Below are 22,145 nucleotides of genomic sequence, written 5' to 3' on the forward strand. Positions count from 1 at the left end.
GTGTGACGGTGAGTATAAGCTTTCCATGCGTTTGCCTCGTTTGATGTTGATCGTTGTTTATTTGACCATGTTCAATTGGTGAACGATGATAATTCAAGAGGGGGAATTATGCAAAGAATGTGTTTGAAAATTGTTTGTAAAGTGGACGTTTTTTAAGCGTTTTTGGATATAAAGATATGCTTGGTTATGATCATTCGTCAGATCACGCCTCGTGCCTCGGCTCATCTGACCGACAAGTGAGTGGGAAAGGAACCGTTAGGTTGATGCTGATCAGGGTTGTGGTTTAGTCTTGGCGCTTCTTTTAAACGATACATAAGGATTTGTATGTTGGATATTAAGCATCATGGTGCTGTGCAGGGGGTGACGGGGTCTTGTCATGAGTTGTTTATCGATTCTGATCAGTCTGTGCTGGTGGATTGCGGTTTGTTTCAGGGGGCGGAAACGTCTGGGTCTGGGGCGGATTCAAACAGTTTAGAAATCGATTTTGATCTTTCAGCTGTTCAGGCATTGGTGATTACCCATGTTCATATCGATCACGTTGGGCGTTTGCCTTATTTATTGGCAGCGGGATTTACTGGGCCGATTTATTGTTCTAAGCCGAGTGCTAAATTGCTTCCATTAGTGATTGAAGATGCACTTAAGGTAGGGGTGACACGCAATGCCAGTATTATTAAGGCGTGTTTAGATCGTTTGGCATCGCAGTTGGTGCCGTTGGACTATAAGGTATGGACGAATATTCCTTTAAACAATAACGCTAAAGCGCAAGTACAGCTGTGCCGTGCAGGGCATATATTAGGGTCGGCGTATGCGATTTTTAGAGTTGAGGGCGATGACTTTTGTCGGCCTAAAGGCACGACTTACAGAACAGAAGGTGCTGCTGATCGTCAGTTACAAGGTACGATTCAACAAAAGTATTGGGATGTGTTATTTTCTGGGGATTTGGGTGCGCCCTACTCGCCTTTATTATGTGCGCCGCAGTCACCTTATCGCGCTGATCAGCTTGTTTTAGAAAGCACTTACGGGGATCGCAATCACGAAAACCGAGCCACAAGACGCCAGCGCCTACAACAAAGTTTGGAGCACGCGTTAAGCGATTCTGGTACTGTGTTGATCCCTGCTTTTAGCATTGGCCGTACACAAGAATTGCTGTATGAGCTGGAACATATTATCCACCAGAACAAACAAAAGGCCGTAAGCAAGACGCGTTCTGGGGTTTCGTTAAATTGGGAGGACATCGACATTATTATCGATTCCCCTTTAGCGAGCCGCTTTACAGATGTGTATCGGTCTTTGGCGAGCTATTGGGATGACGAGGCAAAACGTCGTTTGAGCTCGGGCCGTCATCCATTAAGTTTTGAGCAAGTTACGACGATTGATGATCATGCCACCCATTTGCAAACTGTCTCTTATCTACAACGCCAAACTCGTCCTGCCATTGTTATCGCCGCTTCCGGCATGTGCGCCGGTGGGCGGATCGTAAATTATTTAAAAGCGTTATTGGGCGATGCGCGCAATGACGTGTTGTTTGTAGGTTATCAGGCGACAGGAACGCCAGGCCGGGACATTTTGAAGTATCACAATAAACCCAATGGGTATGTCATGTTCGATGGTGAACGATATGCCATTAACGCCAAGGTACAGCAAATAAGCGGGTATTCCGCCCATGCAGGGCAACGGGATTTATTGAATTTCATAAATCGCATGCGAGTAAAGCCACAAAAAATTCATTTGGTGCACGGGGATGATGGTGCCAAACGGACGCTAAAGGGGCTGATTGAAAAAGAGTACCCAAAGTGTGAAGTGGTGGTGCCGTAAAAAACTCGAATTATACTTATGCGTGTGTATAATTTATCCTGATCCAAGGAAGCCAGTTCGGTATAAGGATGTAAACATGAACTCAAAGGATCTCATTAAACAACTTAAAGACAATGGATGCGTGTTTGTCAGGCATGGTAAACGAGGTGATTATGTTATTTATGGTTGGTATAGAACGCCCACAGGACAACCACACAGCATGGGGCATTATTGTTCCGGCGTTTGAAGAATTAGGATACGGTTGTATTTCTGCAGCCGATGAACAAGAAGAAGTATTGTATCGCGCCAAAGAGGTCATTCTTTTAATGGCAGAAGAGGTTATAGCTGATGGACATATGTTATCGATGTTAAATACTGGGTTTGTTGATTATCGCACTAAGTACCCAGAGTTTACCGAATGGTTAGCCATTGAAGTGCCCGTTGAAGGCTTAAAAGGCAAACAAAAACGCGTTAACATCACTTTATCTGAACCGCTATTAGCACGAGTCGATGCCTATGTTGGATTTCATCATGAGTTTAAAGATCGATCGGATTTTTTAGCCAAAGCAGCCGACCGTTATATGCAATCGAAGTAACATTTGGTGGGTTGTCATGTTTTCGTAGGCCATCATTAGCGGAGTGTGATGTGGTCATTAACGACGTTGGTTTGTGACCATTCGTCAGATCACGCCTCGTTCCTCGCCTCATCTGACCTACGGGTTGCGTTGGTTTCCGTAGGTCTTGTGGCTTTCATAAACGCCATATTAGTCTTTTTTGGCGAAGGCGTAACGGATAAGCACTATTGCCGCACCCAGCATACCACCGAGCAAGACGGCCAGTATGCAAATTAAGGCACGTTTCGGGCCGGCTTTTTCTTCTGGAACAACGGCTGGGTCGATGATTTTAAAGGCAAATTCTTCTTGCACTTGAGCCAGCATGAGGTTTTTGGTTTGCTCTTCTATCAGCTGATAAAACACAGATTGCATATCTGATATGCTGGTTCTTTCAATTTGCTCTTCCAGATAGCTAATATTGCGCTTCGTCTCATCCAAAGACTCTTTTTTCACCCAGGCGTTTATGTCGATAACGAGCCAATCTACCCATTGCTTAGCAATAGTCGGAGATAAATGCGTAATGGATAAGGTCACTAGGCCATTATCTTTGCTTTCTGATACCGCAATTAGCTTTTTGAATTCTTTATAGGCTTCCCAGTCACTTGGCTCTGGGGATTTACCAGGCTCCACTTCACGCACCCAGGTTTTGCTCTGTGCGTCGTATATTTCAGGGTCTAACTGAAGCGTGTCCGTTGGCTCACTCCACTTTTCACCCGCCATTAGTGGCACAAGTATGTCGTATTTGTGAATGAATGAATTCAAGAACTGACGTGACTGTAAGGTAGCTAACGCCATGGCTTTACTGTCCGTGCCACCGCCGCCAAGGCTAATGCCCGCCAAGGAAGCCAAACCACCAAATTGCGATGCCATGGCCGCAAGGCCGCCAGACTTACTGTCGTTTGCCGACGCCAATACCGCTTCCGCTTTATAGGTATTAGGCTGCGACAAGGCGTAAAGAACACCGCCAACTGCAAAAATAGCGGTCACGAATATAATGATCCATTTGCCTTTCCATAGAGCCAAAAATAACTCTTTGAGGTCTATTTCATCGTCATGCTGTTGGTATGCTTGCGGGGGGAGATTGTAATTATCAGCCATATTAAATATTAGAAAAATGTGAATGCCAGTCTTAACTCACCAACACCCAACCCTTTCTGTTTTATCCTATTCAATTCTATTAAGTAAACGAGGTAAGTTTTTCACTCAAGACTTACCTCTGATGTTTTCCGTTTTCACTCTAGCATTAGGCTGCTAAGTTAATTTTTGACCGCACTCCAAGCCACACCAATTTGGTAAAGAATTTGAGTCGCCGTAGACAAGGTACTTAAGCCATCTAGGTAATCCGTATTTACTGGTACAATGATGGTATCGCCCGGCTCTAAAGGTTCATAATTGCGGCTAAACCAGAAGGAGTTATTAGGCAATTCAACCGAGCCATTGGATTTAACAATATAAATACGGTCTGTGTCGGCTTGGCGTTTCGTGCCACCTGCCGATGTGATGTAATCTTCAACTGTTAAGTTCGGGTTAAAGGTATGATTCGATGTAAATTGTACTTCGCCAACCACACTGACTACTGGGTTCACGGCAGGCACAAAAAGCTTGTCGCCTTTTTCCAGCATCAGGTTAGCCAGTTTGTCGCCCTCTACTGCTGAATTCAGGTCAATGACCAAACGCCCTACAGGCTGAGCATTTTCAAGCTGATCCACTATCGCAATCGCTTGCGCAGGATCAGGCACCGAAGACCCTTGACGACGCAACGACATGGTGCTGATTTCTTGTTTGAGCTGTGCATTGATAAATTTAAGCCTTTCTGCCTCCTGACGCTTTAGGCGTTCACGGCTAAACACAGCGCCTTCAGGGTAAGCATATTCTGTAAAGCCGCCAGCACGCTCGACAACGTCTTTTAAAGTTTCGCCACGCTTAAAGGTATAAGTCCCAGGAAAAACAAACTCCCCCTGTAGTTCGACCACAATGCCTTCTTGCCAACCCGGCTGAGTTTTAACAATAAGCGTATCTTGTGCGCCTAAACTAACTGGGTATTTGCCGCTGATCGCATCTTTTAACGAAAAATCAATGCGTTCGAAAGTAGCCTTATCACCTTGCATCAATCGACGACTCAATTCCGCCGACGTTAAATAGGCATCTTGGTTTAAACCACCCGCAGCGGCGATCAAAGAAGACACATTGGTATTCTTAGCCAAAGGGTAAAGACCAGGAAATTTAACCGCGCCAGACACTTCGATAACTTTTGCTGGGCTTCCGTAGCTCGCCTGCTCTTTTAAACGTTCTATAATAGGCTTAAGCAATGCCTCGCGACTCGCTTTGCGAAGCTCTGCGGCATCTGACACGGCATCCGCAGTCGGAACCTTCAACGCGGTACTTTCTTCTTTAGTGATAACAGCCCCTGTTTCCGTATCCAGTACTTCACGCGTTTTATCAGATCCAGCAGTTGATTTGACTTTACTGTTTGCATAAGACCCAAACCAGTAGTCCTGCGCCAAGCCATTATCAAACACAAATATTTGATCTTTTTCTTGCAGTGTCAGGTTAGCTGCCGAACCACGATGGGTGATCGCATCCAATAAACTAAATTGATACACCTCTATATCCTGATTAGCGTTAACTTCTCGCACCAATAATGCGTAATTCAAATCCGCCGTTTGTTTTAAACCGTCCTCGATAGACCCAATCGCATCACTTACTTTCATGCCTTGTTTGAAGTTAAGTGCCCCCTGCCTTACCACTTCACCACGAACAGCGACCGCATTTTTAAGGGACTTAGAAACCGCAGACAAATTCACCTTGTCGCCATTTTCTAACTTAAACCCTCTTCCTGATGGAGAAGAAAGATCCAGCGTAAATTGCTGCACGCCATTGGTGCTTGTTCTGCGCACGCTAACGCGAGAAAGGTAAGCATTTGGTTTTGCACCACCAGCCAGCGATAATAGCTGAGCAAGCGTCGTACCACCCTTGGTTTCATATACAGCAGGACGTGCCACTTGGCCTTCTATAGTAAGGGCGTTATCACGAATAGGTATAAACAAGGTATCGCCAGATGATAAACGCAGATCTTTCGAGGTATCGCCTTTGATTAACAAATCATACAAATCAAACTCTGAAACCACCTGACCTTTTCTTATTAACTGAATATGACGCAGGCTGCCTGATTTTTTCACACCACCACTGGCAATAAGTGCTTGTGTTATTGTCGTCAAGCCATTCACATTATAAGCACCAGGCTGAGCAGCCTCACCAACGATGTATACCTGCATGGTTCGCATCGCGCCCATGGTAACGGACACATCGACACCTATGGTCTTTTTCTTGATGACATCGTTAATTTGTTTGCGAAGTTGTGCAAAGGTCTGACCAGACACAGCAACAGGGCCAATATCTGGCAAGTTGATAGAGCCATCTCTGTCTATTGTTAAGGATAAATTCTGGTTGGTTTTACCAAAGGTTTGCACGTTAATCACATCGCCTGGCCCCATTTGGTAGTCCAGTGGCACGGGCAAATCATCCACCACAGTAAGCCCTAAGCTGTTACCGCTAAATACATCGTAACCAAACAATGGCAATCCCGAATCATCATCTTCTTCTGCGGCATGACGAACCGGTGCTGGGACGGGCTCCTTGTTCTCGACAGGTTCTAACACTGGCGCTTGCTGAACGTCTGTAACAGAACCGCCAGAACCATTTGCAAAGGCGCTTATATCAACACCATACTGACGTGCTAGTGCCTCTTGTTGCGCCTTCGGAAGATTTTGAAATTGACTAATTTGCGCCGCGGTAGGGGTAAAAGCAAACACGCTTCCTGCAAGTGTCATCATTAACGCTGTTAGTAATTTTTTAAATCGCATACTGTGTGGTCTATTTAGGTTCAATTAAAAATTAAATTCTGGTTTAAGAAACAACTTATGAGCACCGCCTAAAAGCGGAATTCATAGTCAGCCCATAGGTTGGTTTGATTATCGCCGCCTTTTACCTGTTGATAGCTCGCCCCTAAACGCACCATCCCGGCCAGTGCTGGAAGGTTATAAGTGAATTGGCTGGTATTGGTTTTTTCGTCGTTTTGGGTGGCACTTTGGTAGCTCAAGCCCACCTGATGGTCATTTGCCAATTGCAGATAAAATGCAATAGATGCGCTGTCATCCAATAAATAGCTTGTATTCGCAACGCCATCCGTCACTGAAGGGTAGCTGCCCGATTTCCATAATGTCGTATCATGTGCATCTGTGGTTTGTTGGGATTCTAAAACGATTCGTGCGGTGTTGTTGCCGACTGGAAAGCTGCCCGTCCAACCCAACAACCAAGCCCCCAGCTCTGTGCTATCCGCAGTAGAAGCGGCTTCGGCATATACGCTGTGATACAGACTCGCGATACGGGGCAAGGTCAGCTTGGCATCCAACGCTAGCTGCTCATCTTGCTCGCCTGAGTCCATACCTGAAAGCCAAGTTTGATAAGTAACGCCATACTCAAAAAGCGAAAAAGGCTTTGATACTAATCGCGTTGCACTATGATAGTCGTAATCCGACTTTGCAGGTTTCGCCAAGATACTTTCGACACTCCATACGCCCAACATATCGTTTTCGCCAAGGTAACTAACACTGATATCGGGTGCTGCTTTTGCATAAGATCCCAAAATCAAATTATGCTGCCAGCCCTGCCCCCACCAGCGATCTATATTACCGATAGACCAAAACCAAGCCCCAGCACTAAAAGCTAAGTAACTATTATCTAAATTTAGACTTGTATCATCTTGGTATTCGCTGTAGCCCGCGGTTAAACGGTAAGAAAAAGAGTCACCTAAATGTTCGAAGCTGCTATAAACGCCTTTTTCGTCTTCATTGAACTGCCCAAAACCTAATGGTAAGGATGGGTTGGTGCCATGTAATAGTCTAAACATTCTATTACCGCGATTTAATTTCGCCGTATTCAATGTGTAAAGCAGCTCTTGGTTGGCCAACAACACAGTATCACTTTCTTGTTTGGTATAGGTTAGATCGTCACCAAACATAGACCAACGCATAGGATAATGGTTAACGGGAGACCTTAATTGCCCCGTATCGGAAAGCAACACCAAGGAAGAACGTAAGAAGGGATCATTGGCCTCTAGCCAAGGGGAGGCAATCACTGGAGCCGAAGCACAGCCCAAAAAAGCCAACCAGAACGTTGTTTTTACATTAAACGAGGACATTAATAGCTCACAGTTCCTTGTATTGAAAGAGTCGACGCTGTTATGAGCATAATTCTTATCAGACTATTATTAGGGTGGTGCACATAATGTCCCAAAACACCGCAAAAATAAAGGTCGCTTACTTAATGCTTTCACAAAGCTAAGCGCTTTTTGGAATAGCCTTATTCTCTTGTATCATTTTCAGCCAGAATAAACGGTTTACTGACAGAGAAAGTGGCTTTTATAGTGTCGATCGACCTTTTTCAGTCTAGCAATGCATCAAAATTGTATAAAAAACTATCAAATAATTCCTCTTTTACGCTTACATTGTCATAAATCTTGCTCTAAAATCGAAAATGAAGAACATTCTTCAAACATCGATGTTTAATGATAAGGAAATATTATGAAACTTGTTACTTTGGCTACAATTGTAGCACTTGGCCTAGCTAGCCAAGCATATGGTGAAGCGGCTGGTGCTGGTGCTGGTGCAGCTTCTACTGGTGGTGCTGGCGCTGCTGGTGCAGCAGGTGCGGGCGCAGGAGCAGGTGCGGGCGCAGCAGGTGCTGCAGGCGCAGCGGGTGCGGGTGCTGCAGGTGCTGGCGTAGCAGCGGCGGGTGTTGGTGCAGCGACGTCAGCAGCAGTAGGCGGTTTGGCAGCAGCGGCAGCAGCGGCAGCAGCCGTGGCAGTAAGTGCAGCAGTTGCGGTGTCTGCAAACGACAACACCACCGTTAGCACGACTGTTACTACTAATTAGCACGAGTATTACTACTAAGTAATCCCCCTAAGCCGCTTGATAATAACTTATCAGGCGGCTCCTTCTTTCTTCTTTCGTATTGGCGATTGCATGCGTTTTCTTCGTTACTTTTCCATGGCTCTTATTTTATTGGCGTTAACGGGCTGCTCGGGCAACTTCAAAAACAGCTTAGACTCGGCGAAAGCGGCCATCAACTTAAACCAAGCTATCACTCCTGATTATATCTCGTCTTTGCCTTATGCTAGCACTCTGGTCACTGTCAACGATTCTCGACCTTTGCTTTTGATTCTGACCTTTGTCGACCACGACCCACTAACAAATACTTACCGACTTACCTGGTTAACCCAAGACGCAGGCAGTATCGTCACCGAAAATGGTCGTATCGTTCATACCACTGGCTTTACGAGTGATAATTTAGACACTCTGATGCCGATTACTTCATCAATGACGCCATCCTCTGCGACTTCTCCCAGTTCGACGGTTGCGACACCTTTCCCTAAACTTGCCAGTACCACCTCTTGGCAAGCCCGATACGATTGGTCACCTGGCTATCGCTATAATTTTACTGCCCAAGTGACCGCTCGCTCTCTTGGTATGGACACGGTCATCACCGATTTATGGCACCAAGAAGCAGAGCAAATCCAAGAAACCGTGGTATTTAACAATCTAGACGCGTCATTTAATAATCTTTTCTGGCTTACGCCTGCAACAGAAACGGCAGACCCTTTTGTGGTCAAAAGCATCCAATATTTAGGGCCCAATATGGACAAGGTGGAAATGCTGATGGTGAAGCCTTTTGTGCCGCCACGCTCAAATACCAGAGAAACAAAGACTAAGGATATTCAGTCATGATACTGCCGTTAAACATAAACCTGTTACGCACCATTTTATTAGGTGGTTTATTACTAATGGCGGCGTTACCCACTAGCCGAGCAGACGCTGAAACACCGAATATTTATACAACCAGAGTTACTTTATTACCAAGCCAGATAACCTTATCTTATTCACAAGACGTACGCTTTTCTCAAGTACTGAGCGATGCCTATGCTCAGTCTAATGGAGAGATATATGCGATAGGCACTGGCTTGATTGATCCACATAAGCAAACCATTATCGATACGCAAAAGCGCGTGATTATGCGTCAGTTAAAACAGCTGAATACACCAGAAGCTACAAATATGGCTAAGCAGCTCGATTCGCTGCCTTTGGTTTATCATGAGCAGATTGCAACAGACCTCACGAAAGTTCGCATTTCATCTAAGTTCAACCCGCTCATTAAACAAGATTACTGGCTATCGTTGCCCAAGCGCCCTACTCATATCAAGGCGTTTGACCCAACCTTGGACCATAGCGTGACCATGGCGCTGCAAGAAAACGCTGACTTACGAGACTATCTAGCCAAACTAAGCCAGATGACAAAACAAGATCGCTATGATTCGGCGTGGATTATTCAGGCAGATCGAGCAGTATATCAGGTTGACAACTTGTCCTGGAAAAACACCTTATATTTTCTTAGCCCTGGTGCCATTGTGTTTGTTGGGCTGCAAAACCTCCCTGATGACTACCGCGATTTGAATGCCAATATCGCCCATCTGCTTGCTTTTCGTTTGGAGCTATAATGTCATTTAAATGTTTCCCTATGACACCCTTTCTTGCTGGCTGTGTTTTTTTGTTGAACGGCGATCTATACGCTAAAAGCCATGCTGAAGACGATGCCTATTTTGCTTTGCCGTTTCAAGGACCACAACTTACACCATCACAAACGGATCTGGGTGGTGTGGGTTTAATACAAATGCCGTCTGGTCGCATGGCAGAAGATGGAGCATTCAGTTTTGGTTACAACGATAACAGTGAATACAAATTTTATACTGTGTCTTTGCAGCTGATGCCTTGGTTAGAAACCACTATTCGCTACACTCAAGTAGAAGACCTATTATATAGCGACAGAAAAGACTTTAGTGGCAATACCAAACTGGCTGACAAAGGCATTGATGCCAAATTAAGGCTAATCAAAGAAGATTACTGGCTTCCTGAAGTGTCTGTTGGTTTTCGCGACCTTGGCGGAACGGGCTTGTTCGACGGGGAATTTATAGCGGCGACTAAGCGTTTTTCCACGGAAAACTACGGTCAGTTTGATGTCACACTCGGCTTAGGCTGGGGCTATTTTGGCGAACGTGGCAACATCAGTAACCCGCTGTGTACTGCAGCCGACCGCTTCTGTGAGCGTATTTCAGACTATGCTGACAACGGTGGCTCTATCGATTACAACCGCTGGTTTACTGGCAGCGCCTCCTTGTTTGGCGGTATCGAATATCAGACCCCTTATGAACCATTGCGCTTAAAACTGGAATACGACGGCAACGACTACAGTCAGGATTACCCGGTTACTCGTGGTGGTGTGGATATGACACCCAAAACACCATGGAACTTTGGGGCAATTTATGAGGTAACGGATGGTGTAGATGTGCGTTTGAGCTACGAACGCGGCACCACTGTAGCGCTTGGCTTTACGCTGTCCACCAACTTTAATACCATGAAAAGCCCATGGATAGACAACAATGCTCCTGCTTTGGGCAACAACCAAGCCGCTACGCTCAGTGGAGTTGACTGGCAAGTCCTCGACCAAGAACTGAATGATGTGGCAGGGTATAAAACCGACCGCGTATATCAACAAGGCAACACGGTGACTTTTGTCACTCAGCAAAGCAAATATCGTGATCGTGATGTGGCGATCGAACGCGCTGCAGCGGTGATCGCGAACCATGTGCCAACCAATGTGGGCGCTTACAAGATCATTGAAGAATCAAAAAATATTCCTGTCAAATCCACTGAGATTTCAGCCAGAGATTACCTCGATGTGGCGACGGTCGACTATTTTAATCCATCCATTAAAGACGCCATTATTGAGTTACCACCAGAAGACATTAATGACACGCCTTTATACGATAATTTTGAGCCTTTTAATTACGGCTTCGCACCACATTTAAGCCAATCTTTTGGTGGCCCAGAAAACTTTTATATGTACAGCTTAACTATGCAAGGTGGCGCGTCTTACTGGCTTAGCCGAAATTTAGAATTATCCAGTGCCGTGTCAGTTAACTTAGTAGATAACTACGACAAACTTAATTTCGCTGTCCCTGATGATGGCACATCTAATTACCGTGTTCGTACTCTAGTGCGGGCCTATGTAAGTGATAACGATGCCAGTTTGAATAACCTGCAACTAACTTGGTTTGATCGCTATGGTAAGAATTGGTATCAACAAATCTATGGCGGTTATTTAGAAACCATGTTTGCAGGTTTTGGGACAGAGGTCTTGTATCGTCAGCCTAACTCAAACTGGGCCATTGGTGCAGACATAAACGCCATTTCTCAGCGCGATCCAAACTCAGTGTTTGGTATTTTTTCTGAAGAAAGCACCTACGGTAACAATACCAAGGTACTTGCCAGAGGCACCACAGGGCATTTGTCTTTGTATTATCAACCCGAATGGTCATTCTTAGAAGATACCCTGTTTCGTTTGGATGTGGGCAAATTCTTAGCCGCAGATGTTGGCGCCCGTTTTGACTTTTCTAAGCAGTTTGACAGCGGCATGATTATCGGCGCGTACGCCAGCCGGACGAATATGTCTGCAGAGGAATTTGGTGAAGGCAGCTTTACCAAAGGCTTCTATTTGTCCATTCCGTTCGACACAGTATCACTAAAACCAACCACCAGCCGAGGCAACCTCAACTGGCAACCAATCACCCGCGACGGTGGACAAGTGTTGAATAAACGCAACAGCTTATTCAGTATTACCGACATGGTGTCACCTTGGTACCAACGCCCCAGTCAGAACGAATAATATTCGCTTCCTACAAGCCGCGACAAAACGTACCTTTGTAGGTCGCGGCTTTAGCCCGACAAGACCTAATTGGGTGCCACATAACGTTTTGTCGGCATAAATGCACGACCTACATTTTTTGCTGTAGGTCGCAGCTTTAATATCAATAAGGAGACTTTATGTCATGGAATGACTTGAGAAAAGGAAGGTATTCAGAGCCCAATCGTGAATATTTAATTACTTTTAATACATTTAACCGAATCCCCTACTTCAATGATTTTTATACTGCTAGCTTATTTTGCGAGCAGATAGAGACAAACCAAAAACGCAATAATTGCAAATGGTTAACATGGGTTCTTATGCCCGACCATTTCCACGGTTTATTAGAGCTAAAAAGTAATAGCTCAACACTGCCTCGCATTGTTGGGGACTTGAAAGGAGCTAGTGCCTTTAAGATAAATAAATACCTAAAAAAGAATGGAAACTTATGGCAACCTTCTTTTCATGATCACGCTTTACGAGCTGAAGACGACCGCCTTCATATAGCGCGATACATTGTTGCGAATCCTTTACGAAAAAAATTAGTTAAAAGTATAAGAGATTACCCTTATTGGGATTCGGTCTATTTGTAGTGTTGTCGGCATAAATGCACGACCTACATTTTTTGCTGTAGGTCGCGGCTTTAGCCCGACAAGACCTAATTTGATGCCACATAACGTTTTGTCGGCATAAATGCACGACCTACATTTTTTGCTGTAGGTCGCGGCTTTAGCCCGACAAACGTACCTTTGTAGGTCGCGGCTTTAGCCCGACAAGACCTAATTGGATGCCACATAACGTTTTGTCAGCATAAATGCACGACCTACATTTTTTGCGGTAGGTCGCGGCTTTAGCCCGACAAGATCTAATTTGGTACCACATAACGTTTTGTCGGCATAAATGCACGACCTACATTTTTTGCTGTAGGTCGCGGCTTTAGCCCGACAAGACCTAATTTGGTACCACATAACTTTTTGTCGGCATAAATGCACGACCTACATTTTTCGCTGTAGGTCGCGGCTTTAGCCCGACAAGATCTAATTGGATGCTACATAACTTTGTGTCGGCATAAATGCACGACCTACATTTTTTGCTGTAGGTCGCGGCTTTAGCCCGACAAGACCTAATTGGGTGCCACATAACGTTTTGTCGGCATAAATGCACGACCTACATTTTTTGCTGTAGGTCGCGGCTTTAGCCCGACAAGACCTAATTTGATGCCACATAACGTTTTGTCGGCATAAATGCACGACCTACATTTTTTGCTGTAGGTCGCGGCTTTAGCCCGACAAGACCTAATTTGGTACCACATAACTTTTTGTCGGCATAAATGCACGACCTACATTTTTTGCTGTAGGTCGCGGCTTTAGCCCAACAAGACCTAATTTGATGCCACATAACTTTTTGTCGGCATAAATGCACGACCTACATTTTTTGCTGTAGGTCGCGGCTTTAGCCCGACAAGATCTAATTGGATGCTACATAACTTTGTGTCGGCATAAATGCACGACCTACATTTTTTGCTGTAGGTCGCGGCTTTAGCCCGACAAGATCTAATTGGATGCTACATAACTTTGTGTCAGCATAAATGCACGACCTACATTTTTTGCTGTAGGTCGCGGCTTTAGCCCGACAAGATCTAATTGGATGCTACATAACTTTGTGTCGGCATAAATGCACGACCTACATTTTTTGCTGTAGGTCGCGGCTTTAGCCCGACTAGATCTAATTTGGTACCACATAACGTTTTGTCAGCATAAATGCACGACCTACATTTTTTGCTGTAGGTCGCGGCTTTAGCCCGACAAGACCTAATTGGATGCTACATAACTTTGTGTCGGCATAAATGCACGACCTACATTTTTCGCTGTAGGTCGCGGCTTTAGCCCGACAAGATCTAATTGGATGCCACATAACGTTTTGTCGGCATAAATGCACGACCTACATTTTTTGCTGTAGGTCGCGGCTTTAGCCCGACTAGATCTAATTTGGTACCACATAACGTTTTGTCAGCATAAATGCACGACCTACATTTTTTGCTGTAGGTCGCGGCTTTAGCCCGACAAGACCTAATTTGATGCCACATAACGTTTTGTCGGCATAAATGCACGACCTACATTTTTCGCTGTAGGTCGCGGCTTTAGCCCGACAAGATCTAATTTGGTACCACATAACTTTTTGTCGGCATAAATGCACGACCTACATTTATCGACAAATTCAATAATCGTCTCAAGAAATTTCGTAATTGAAGCCATCGCTCAAAAAACCAATCATTCATAGGGACAAAAATAACAACAATCAGGAGTTCTGATATGAGTGAATTTTTTAAGAACGTGCCACATATAAAATACGAAGGCGCGAATTCCAGCAACCCTTTTGCTTTTAAACATTACGATGCCAACAAAGTACTAATGGGCAAGACCATGGCTGAGCATTTAAGAATGGCTGTCTGTTATTGGCACAGTTTCTGTTGGCAGGGTAGCGATGTATTTGGGGCAAATACTTTTGACCGCCCTTGGTACAAGTCGACGTCCGAGATGGAAGCGGCAAAGATGAAAGCCGACGCAGCCTTTGAGTTTTTCACAAAGCTGGGCATTTCTTATTACAGTTTTCACGATGTGGATGTCAGCCCAGAGGGCAGCTCACTAAAAGAGTACATTAATAACTTCGCACAAATGGTCGATGTGCTCCAAGCCAAACAAGAAGCCACTGGTATCAAGCTGTTATGGGGCACGGCAAATGCCTTTTCCAACCCAAGGTACATGTCTGGCGCGGCGTCCAATCCGAACCCTGAAGTCTTTGCCTACGCAGCGACTCAGGTGTTTCATGCAATGAATGCAACCAAGGCACTAGGTGGTCAAAACTATGTTCTATGGGGCGGTCGCGAAGGCTATGAAACCTTGCTGAATACTGACTTAAAGCGCGAACGTGCGCAGCTTGGTCGCTTTATGCAAATGGTGGTTGAACACAAATACAAAATCGGTTTTGAAGGCACTTTGTTGATCGAGCCAAAACCTGCAGAACCAACCAAGCACCAATACGATTACGATACTGCGACGGTTTATGGTTTCTTAAAAGAGTTTGGGCTTGAGAAAGAAATCAAGGTCAATATCGAAGCTAACCACGCGACCTTGGCTGGTCATAGCTTCCATCATGAAATCGCCACGGCTTGTTCTTTGGGCATTCTTGGCTCTGTCGACGCCAACCAAGGCGACGCGCAACTCGGTTGGGACACAGACCAATTCCCCACCAGTGTCGAAGAATACACGTTGGTTACTTATGAAATCTTGAAAAACGGTGGATTCCAGAACGGCGGCTACATGTTCGACACCAAGTTACGTCGTCAGTCCATGGATCTAGAAGATTTGTTCCATGGCCATATTGGTGCGATGGATACTTTGGCGCTGTCTTTAGAACGGGCAGTAAAAATGATTGAAGACGAAAAACTAGCGACACTGGTTGAACAACGCTATGCGAAATGGAACGACTCTTTGGGAGCCGATATTTTGGCTGGTAACTATACTCTGCAGGACCTTGCGACGTATGCAGAGAAAAACAACTTAAACCCTAAACCGGTTTCCGGTCGCCAAGAAATGCTCGAAAACATGGTGAATGGCTACATTTTTAAATAAGCCGTTAGATAAACGTTAAACCGTTTAAAATAAAAAACACAGGCCAACGAAAGCTGGCCTGTGTTTTTGTATGACTTGGTTGTACAAAAAAGTTAAGAAAAGATCACGCCTTTCTTCAATAGAAAACAGCCGTAACCTCGCCCTTCGCCAGTCACAACAAAAGCGTAGGCTTGTTTCGCTGTTTCGTAAAAAGCAAAACGCTCTAACGACCCCATTTCCGCATTGTCGCTATTAGCCGCTTTTAGCACGGCAGCGAATTCTTGCTGCACTTCTGGCATCACGGATTCATCTTCACCGACCACTTGCATACGAGTCACTGGCTGATCAACAAAGGTATCCAATGGCAATACCGATAAAATCGCCTTAGCGGCCTGAATGACGTTCACACCATCTAAACGAATAACCGGTTTTCCAGCTGCCATCGAAGCCGCTGGAAAATTACGATCGACCAGTACGATGTCATCACCGTGACCCATGGTACGTAGCACGTTCAGTAATTCACCACTTAGCAAAGGATCTATATTTTTTAACATGTTTTTTCCCTAATCACCGATAGGCTGAAAGCAAATATTGATAGTCTATTTTTGCTGCACGATGGCGGCTTTATGCTGCAAACGGCTTTGTTTTTGGTCGATGATGACAGCAAGAATAATCACCACACCTTTAATCACCATTTGCCAAAATTCGCTCACGCCCATCATCACCAAACCATCGGCTAAAATACCAATTACGAAAGCGCCAATCAGCGTCCCCATAATGGTGCCGCGACCACCAGCCAATGAGGTTCCGCCTAATACCACAGCGGCAATGGCGTTCATTTCAAAAGAGACACCCGTTGCTGGATGACTAGCCACTAACTGTGAAGACACCACAATGCCCGCAATCGCTGCACAAAAACCAGAAATGGTGTAAACCCAAACTTTGACACTGCGCACTTTTACGCCAGACAATTCGGCAGAATGCTCGTTGTCACCAATGGCAAACACATGGCGACCAAACTGCGTTCTTTTAGCGATGTAGGCAATCACACCAGCAAGGATAAACATCATCCAAATCGCGTAAGGCAGACCCAATAATTTCGCAGAACCAATTAACTCAAACCCCGTATTGCCCAGCTGTTCATTTCCAGACAAGCCTGTAAAAGTTTCACCACCAGACAACAACATGGACGCGCCACGAACGATATACATGGTGCCCAAGGTGCAAATGAAAGGCGCGACGTTATAGCGCGTTATCAAGATGCCATTTACCGCACCGATTAAACCACCGATAACCAAAACGATAGGCACAATCAGCCAAACGCTAGGAAAAATAGCGATGCCAAACATTGGCAAGACGATTCCCTTAGTGATCAGCCAACCCGCGACCATGCCACAAAACCCGAGAATCGCGCCGATTGAGAGATCGATACCTGCAGTGATAATGACGAAGGTAATGCCAAGAGCCAAAAAGGCGTTAATGGCAATATGCTTAACCATGATGACCACGCTACTCGCCGCCAAGAATCCCGGCACCATAAAGGTGAAGAAAGCGAGGATTAAAAACAACGCAATAAAGGTGCGCATTTTTAACGCCAGTAACAACAGACTTTCGCCAGAAAAAACAGACGATTGTTGAGATGCAATATTTTGAGAAGTTTTCATATTAAAGTCCTTGCGCGCTTGCTGACACAAGTGCAGATTCTGTGGCTTCAGAACGAAGTATATTGGCGGTGAGTTTGCCTCCGGACATCACCAGAATGCGATCAGAAACCGCCATTATTTCTTTCAGGTCGGAGGTCGAGAACAACACCCCGATACCCTGTTCAGAAAGCTTCACCATCATGTTAAATACGTCGCCTTTGGCACCGATATCAATACCGCGAGTTGGCTCATCCAATAACAATACTTTCGGACTGGTTAACAGGGTTCGACCAATCACCACTTTTTGTTGGTTACCTCCGCTCAATGCGCGTATTTCAATATCAGGCGAAGACACCTTGATAGATAAATCACCAATAGCGGACGTTACCGCTTCGGTTTCGGCTTTTTCATCAATGGAAAAACGATGCTTGAGTCGACGCCATAAGCTAGAAATCGTCATGTTATTGCTGACTGATGAAATGGGAAAAATACCGTTCTTTTTTCGATCTTCTGGTACCAAACAAATGCCCAATTTAATGCGTTCGCTGGTGTCCATTTTGGCAGATACTTTATGCCCCGCAATCTCTACGTCGCCTGAGTATTCTTGCAGACCAAGTAGACATTCCATTAGCTCGGTTCGACCTGCGCCCATGAGTCCGTATACACCAACTATCTCGCCGGATTTCACATCCATCGACACATCGTCAACTAAGGTAAGACCCATTTCATTGATCAATTTGATGTTTTTTACGTCTAATACTGGCTCGCCAAACTTACGACCCGGTTTCAAGAAGTTAGAAACAGGGTCACTGCCCAACATCTCTCTGACAATCCACGGCACATCGATGTCTTTGACTTCCGCTTCAGACTGGAAGTTACCATCACGCAGAATCGTAATGTGATCGCCAATTGCCATTAACTCTTCTAAACGATGGGAAATATAGATAATAGAAACACCCTGAGCGGTTAAGTCTCGAATGACTTTAAACAGCAACTCAACCTCGGTTTTACTCAGCGCCGAAGTCGGCTCATCCAAAATCAGCACATCGGCTTCATCGGCCAAGGCTTTGGCGATTTCGATTAGTTGCTGTTGTCCAACTTTCAAGTTAGACAGTAATTCAGATGGCGCGATGTCTTGGTCAAGACGCGCCATGAGTTCAGCGGTGACTCTGTGTTGTTCCGCGGTATCTAGCGGCATCAGGCCATGCTGTTTTTCGCGACCCAAGAAGATATTTTCAGCCACCGTTAAGTTGCCAAACAGATTCAGCTCTTGATGAACCATGCCAATGCCTTTGGCGGCTGCGTCCCGTGTGTGCTGAAAAGACACAGCTTCATCGTTGAGATAAATGCTGCCTTTGCTCGGCTGCTGAACACCCGCCAGAATTTTCATCAAGGTGGATTTACCCGCGCCATTTTCACCTATGATGACGTTCACTTTGCCGCGATAAACTCGGTAATCTACTTCGTTTAACGCGATAGTGCCTGGGTAAATCATGGAGATTTTTTCGGTGCGAATGACGATGTCTGCGTTAGCTTGGCTCATCATTTGCCTCCACGAGTAATCTGCATTGGTACAGCATCGCTGATGGTATTTTGGTCTATGGTAATCGCTGCAATAACCGTGGCTTTTTCGCCTACCCAACTAGTGTCAGGCTCACCAATCGATGCCATAGCGCGATTATTAAACTCTCGTGAGATTTGAGCAAAACGAATCTGGTTTTTAAAATCATCGAACAGAACGTATTTAGACGCGTCACGAATCGCATTGCCTTTAATGATGCGGCCAACTTGTAAATCGATATTGGTATCGCCCACTTTTAGCGTTATCACACCTCTCATTTTGCCTAAATTCACGCTGTCGATGGTGCCATTTAAACGCACAAAAAAGCTTTGCTTGGTATTAATTTGCTGCGCATCCAACTGGGATTTAATGCTTTCCCATGGGGTAAATTCTTGTGTAGCTTCTGGAAAGACTTTTGGCTGCCAAAGCTGATCGGCCACTTCAGACAAGGTGAAGTCTGCAAAGCTAACCACGGCATTAGGATCTTTAGGAATAATAGGATTGCCGTCAGCGTCTAAGTCCGTAACAGTACAGGCTGTCAGCAAATTAAGGCACGCAAAGAGCCCGATACATTGAAAGAGTTTTTTATAAGACATAATGATACCCAAGGACTCGAAGCCTTCAAAAATGAAAGCTTCGAGTCAGGTTGTTATTTTTTTAGAGCGAAGTTACTTAGATTTTTCGCATTAGAGCTATCAATCAATACGCAATCCATAAGTTGTTTTTCTGGCAATCCTGTTGAGCCAGTACGAATGTATAGATCAGCTTGTTCAGCAACGCGCTGAGCTTGAGCATAGGCTGGTTGCATAACGGTTGCTTTGATATTAGAGCCTTTTAGGATGGAATCACGCGCATAATCTAAACCGTCAAAACCAACGATGAAAACATCTTTACGGCCCGCTGCTTGAAGTGCCGCTTCTGCACCCAACGCCATCGAATCGTTACCAGTGAACACGCCTTTAATGTTTGGGTTCGCTTGTAAGATCGACTCCATACGACTAAACGCTTCGGTTTGGCTCCAGTTGGCAGACTGGCGAGCTACCATTTTAAACTCAGGGAAGTTATCAACGATATCGTGAAAACCTTCACTACGTACTTGCGCATTAGTGTCGGACTCTGGCCCTACTAGCTCAACGTATTCACCACCTTCACCCATTAATTCTACAAACTTCTCACCTGCAAGCTGAGCGCCTTGGAAGTTATTCGATACGATTTGCGTGACAGCGATACCGGTTTTATTGATTTCACGGTCATATAGGAAAGCTGGAATACCCGCTTTTTTCAAACGCTCTAGTGATCCGATACTGGCGTCTGCGTCTGCGTTATCCAAAATCACCGCTTTGGCTTGACGAGCAATCGCTGTTTCAATTAATTGGTTTTGTTTGTTTACATCACCGTCATGGGAAGCCACCAAGGTGTCATAACCTAATTCTTTCGCTTTCGCATCCGCGCCTTCGGCACCGGCTTTAAAAAATGGATTGTCGTGGGATGGAGTAATAATGGCGATCAAACCATTACTAGCTAAAACACTGCTGCTGGCCAAGGTCAGTAATGTTGCAGCAAAGCAAGATTTCAAGAAGGCTTTCTTTTTCATTGTATGTCTCCGGTATGCTTATTTTTATTAAAATAGTCGAATAGCAAACGATTGCGTAATCGTTTGCTATTTTTATATTAAGCGCACGGAGCTTGTCAATAAATTCTTGACCGATAAGAAAAAATCTATATTTATCAAACGGTTATGACAATGAAATCATGAAATGCTGGTGTAATTTAACAACAAATAATCAAGCAACTGAATTATAAGGTTTTTCTATGTAAAACGACTTATTAAAAGTCCTATTTTCAACCTTAAAACGCGTTTTTAGTCTCATTTCAAAGTGAGGCACCAAAAAGCTGAAAGTAAAATACACAGAAAACAACAAGAAGTTGGAACTATTTTGTAGAAACAGCAGCCACCGACGAACGAACCACCAGATTTGGCTCCAGCATGATCATCTTGCCCTCTTGGCGTGGATTCTCAATTCGCTCTATCATGGTGCTGATCGCCAACTCGGCTAATCGCTCTTTAGGCTGATTAATAGTGGTTAAAGGTGGGCTAAAGTAAGCAGAGTACATACAATTATCGTAACCAATGACAGACAATTGCTGCGGGATTTTAATACCTGACAACTGCGCTTCACTCATGGCGCCCATCGCCATGGCATCATTACCGATAAACACGGCACTTGGCAAACTCGAACAAGACAACAATTGGCGCATCCCTAATTTACCGCCTTCAAATTCGAAGTCGGATTCAATTACCCAATCGTCTTGGATAGCTAAATCGGCTTGCTCCATAGCTTCCATAAAGCCGTCAAAACGCTGCTTTGCAGGTAACTTTTCTAGTGGACCGCCAATATAAGCAATACGCTTATGACCTTGTTCAATTAGATGCCGAATCGCCAAATGTGCGCCTTTTACCGAGTTGTCTTGAATGCGATCGACATAATCATCAGATGGGCCCCAATCCATGACGACCATGGGCAAATTACGCTGGCCGATCAAAGAACTAAATAACGAGTCGTCATAGGCGGAACACATAACTAAAATGCCATCGACACGTTTTTGCGTCAGCATTCGTAGGTAAGAGTTGGTTTTTTCAAGCTCGCCATCGGTATTACACAGCACAAGGTTGTAACCTTCTCGGTAACAACATTTTTCTACTTCGTTGACCAATTCGGCGAAAAAGGGGTTTAAGGTGGTGGTGACTAGCATGCCAAGACTTTTGGTATTTTTAACCTTTAAGCTACGTGCTACCGCACTGGGAGCATAATTAAGCTCTTCCGCTGCTTGCAGCACACGCTCTTGCGTCGTTTTGGCGACAAAACGCGTTTTGTTCAAAACATGAGATACGGTGGTTGTTGATACTCCAGCCCGTAACGCAACGTCTTTTATTGTCGCAGACAAACTTACACTCCCCTTTGCATGAATTGTGTTAACTGAATTTCATCGCAGCCAATTTATGAAAATAAAGGCCGATAGATCAATCGCTTATGACTTGCCTTTACCTACAAAAGAACGACTTAGAATCCAATACTATTTCAGGAAGTATACTTAACGACATCGTTAAAATGCATCAAGAGTTTTT

17 protein-coding genes are annotated in these 22,145 nt (G+C 44.9%); 8 read left to right on the forward strand and 9 right to left on the reverse strand.

Annotated elements, in window-relative coordinates; genetic code table 11:
* The first annotated feature begins 324 nt into the window (after positions 1-324).
* Complete coding sequence (locus DFP75_RS13715) at positions 325-1,815, forward strand: MBL fold metallo-hydrolase RNA specificity domain-containing protein (protein WP_110576622.1); 1,491 nt, start codon at positions 325-327, stop codon at positions 1,813-1,815.
* A 152-nt stretch (positions 1,816-1,967) separates the two neighbouring features.
* Positions 1,968-2,390, forward strand: coding sequence for a type II toxin-antitoxin system HicB family antitoxin (locus DFP75_RS13720; protein ID WP_110576742.1), 423 nt, complete (start codon positions 1,968-1,970; stop codon positions 2,388-2,390).
* A gap of 168 nt (positions 2,391-2,558) precedes the next feature.
* On the opposite strand, the gene DFP75_RS13725 is transcribed toward DFP75_RS13720, so the two are convergent.
* From DFP75_RS13725 to DFP75_RS13735, 3 genes are all read right to left on the reverse strand, one after another.
* The gene (locus tag DFP75_RS13725) at positions 2,559-3,506 is read right to left on the reverse strand and encodes a Wzz/FepE/Etk N-terminal domain-containing protein (RefSeq protein ID WP_110576623.1); all 948 of its coding nucleotides are present in this window, start codon (positions 3,504-3,506) and stop codon (positions 2,559-2,561) included.
* Between the two features lie 158 nt (positions 3,507-3,664).
* The gene (locus DFP75_RS13730) at positions 3,665-6,271 is read right to left on the reverse strand and encodes an SLBB domain-containing protein (RefSeq protein WP_110576624.1); all 2,607 of its coding nucleotides are present in this window, start codon (positions 6,269-6,271) and stop codon (positions 3,665-3,667) included.
* 68 nt (positions 6,272-6,339) lie between these two features.
* The gene (locus DFP75_RS13735; protein WP_110576625.1) at positions 6,340-7,608 is read right to left on the reverse strand and encodes a capsule assembly Wzi family protein; all 1,269 of its coding nucleotides are present in this window, start codon (positions 7,606-7,608) and stop codon (positions 6,340-6,342) included.
* Between the two features lie 382 nt (positions 7,609-7,990).
* Between DFP75_RS13735 and DFP75_RS18440 the strand changes: the two genes are divergently transcribed.
* The 6 genes from DFP75_RS18440 (at position 7,991) to xylA (ending at position 15,835) form a co-directional block, all read left to right on the forward strand.
* Positions 7,991-8,341 carry a hypothetical protein gene (locus DFP75_RS18440; RefSeq protein ID WP_181417032.1) on the forward strand — a complete coding sequence of 117 codons (351 nt, stop codon included), beginning with the start codon at positions 7,991-7,993 and terminating at the stop codon, positions 8,339-8,341.
* A 90-nt stretch (positions 8,342-8,431) separates the two neighbouring features.
* Positions 8,432-9,193: a YjbF family lipoprotein gene (locus DFP75_RS13745; RefSeq protein ID WP_110576627.1), complete on the forward strand. Its 762-nt coding sequence runs from the start codon at positions 8,432-8,434 to the stop codon at positions 9,191-9,193.
* Positions 9,190-9,960 (forward strand): capsule biosynthesis GfcC family protein, encoded by a 771-nt coding sequence (locus DFP75_RS13750; RefSeq protein WP_110576628.1) that lies wholly within the window; start codon positions 9,190-9,192, stop codon positions 9,958-9,960. The genes DFP75_RS13745 and DFP75_RS13750 overlap by 4 nt, the downstream gene beginning before the upstream one ends.
* Complete coding sequence (locus tag DFP75_RS13755) at positions 9,960-12,185, forward strand: YjbH domain-containing protein (protein ID WP_245927063.1); 2,226 nt, start codon at positions 9,960-9,962, stop codon at positions 12,183-12,185. The genes DFP75_RS13750 and DFP75_RS13755 overlap by 1 nt, the downstream gene beginning before the upstream one ends.
* 158 nt (positions 12,186-12,343) lie before the next feature.
* Positions 12,344-12,796, forward strand: a complete 453-nt coding sequence (locus DFP75_RS13760; protein ID WP_110576629.1) for an REP-associated tyrosine transposase — start codon at positions 12,344-12,346, stop codon at positions 12,794-12,796.
* A 1,719-nt stretch (positions 12,797-14,515) separates the two neighbouring features.
* On the forward strand, positions 14,516-15,835 hold the full coding sequence (gene xylA, locus DFP75_RS13765) for a xylose isomerase (protein WP_110576630.1): 1,320 nt from the start codon (positions 14,516-14,518) through the stop codon (positions 15,833-15,835).
* Between the two features lie 92 nt (positions 15,836-15,927).
* On the opposite strand, the gene DFP75_RS13770 is transcribed toward xylA, so the two are convergent.
* From DFP75_RS13770 to DFP75_RS13795, 6 genes are all read right to left on the reverse strand, one after another.
* Complete coding sequence (locus DFP75_RS13770; RefSeq protein WP_110576631.1) at positions 15,928-16,368, reverse strand: RbsD/FucU family protein; 441 nt, start codon at positions 16,366-16,368, stop codon at positions 15,928-15,930.
* 45 nt (positions 16,369-16,413) lie between these two features.
* Positions 16,414-17,478, reverse strand: coding sequence for an ABC transporter permease (locus DFP75_RS13775; RefSeq protein WP_110576632.1), 1,065 nt, complete (start codon positions 17,476-17,478; stop codon positions 16,414-16,416).
* Between the two features lies 1 nt (position 17,479).
* Complete coding sequence (locus DFP75_RS13780) at positions 17,480-19,003, reverse strand: sugar ABC transporter ATP-binding protein (protein WP_245927064.1); 1,524 nt, start codon at positions 19,001-19,003, stop codon at positions 17,480-17,482.
* Positions 19,000-19,614 (reverse strand): DUF2291 family protein, encoded by a 615-nt coding sequence (locus tag DFP75_RS13785; protein ID WP_110576634.1) that lies wholly within the window; start codon positions 19,612-19,614, stop codon positions 19,000-19,002. Before DFP75_RS13785 ends, DFP75_RS13780 begins: the two co-directional genes overlap by 4 nt.
* 53 nt (positions 19,615-19,667) lie before the next feature.
* Positions 19,668-20,612 (reverse strand): D-ribose ABC transporter substrate-binding protein, encoded by a 945-nt coding sequence (locus tag DFP75_RS13790; RefSeq protein WP_110576635.1) that lies wholly within the window; start codon positions 20,610-20,612, stop codon positions 19,668-19,670.
* Between the two features lie 338 nt (positions 20,613-20,950).
* Positions 20,951-21,964 (reverse strand): substrate-binding domain-containing protein, encoded by a 1,014-nt coding sequence (locus tag DFP75_RS13795; RefSeq protein WP_110576636.1) that lies wholly within the window; start codon positions 21,962-21,964, stop codon positions 20,951-20,953.
* Positions 21,965-22,145: the final 181 nt, after the last annotated feature.

Origin of the sequence: Marinomonas alcarazii, from assembly GCF_003208215.1 — a bacterium.
In the GTDB taxonomy this organism is placed as follows: Bacteria; Pseudomonadota; Gammaproteobacteria; order Pseudomonadales; family Marinomonadaceae; genus Marinomonas; species Marinomonas alcarazii.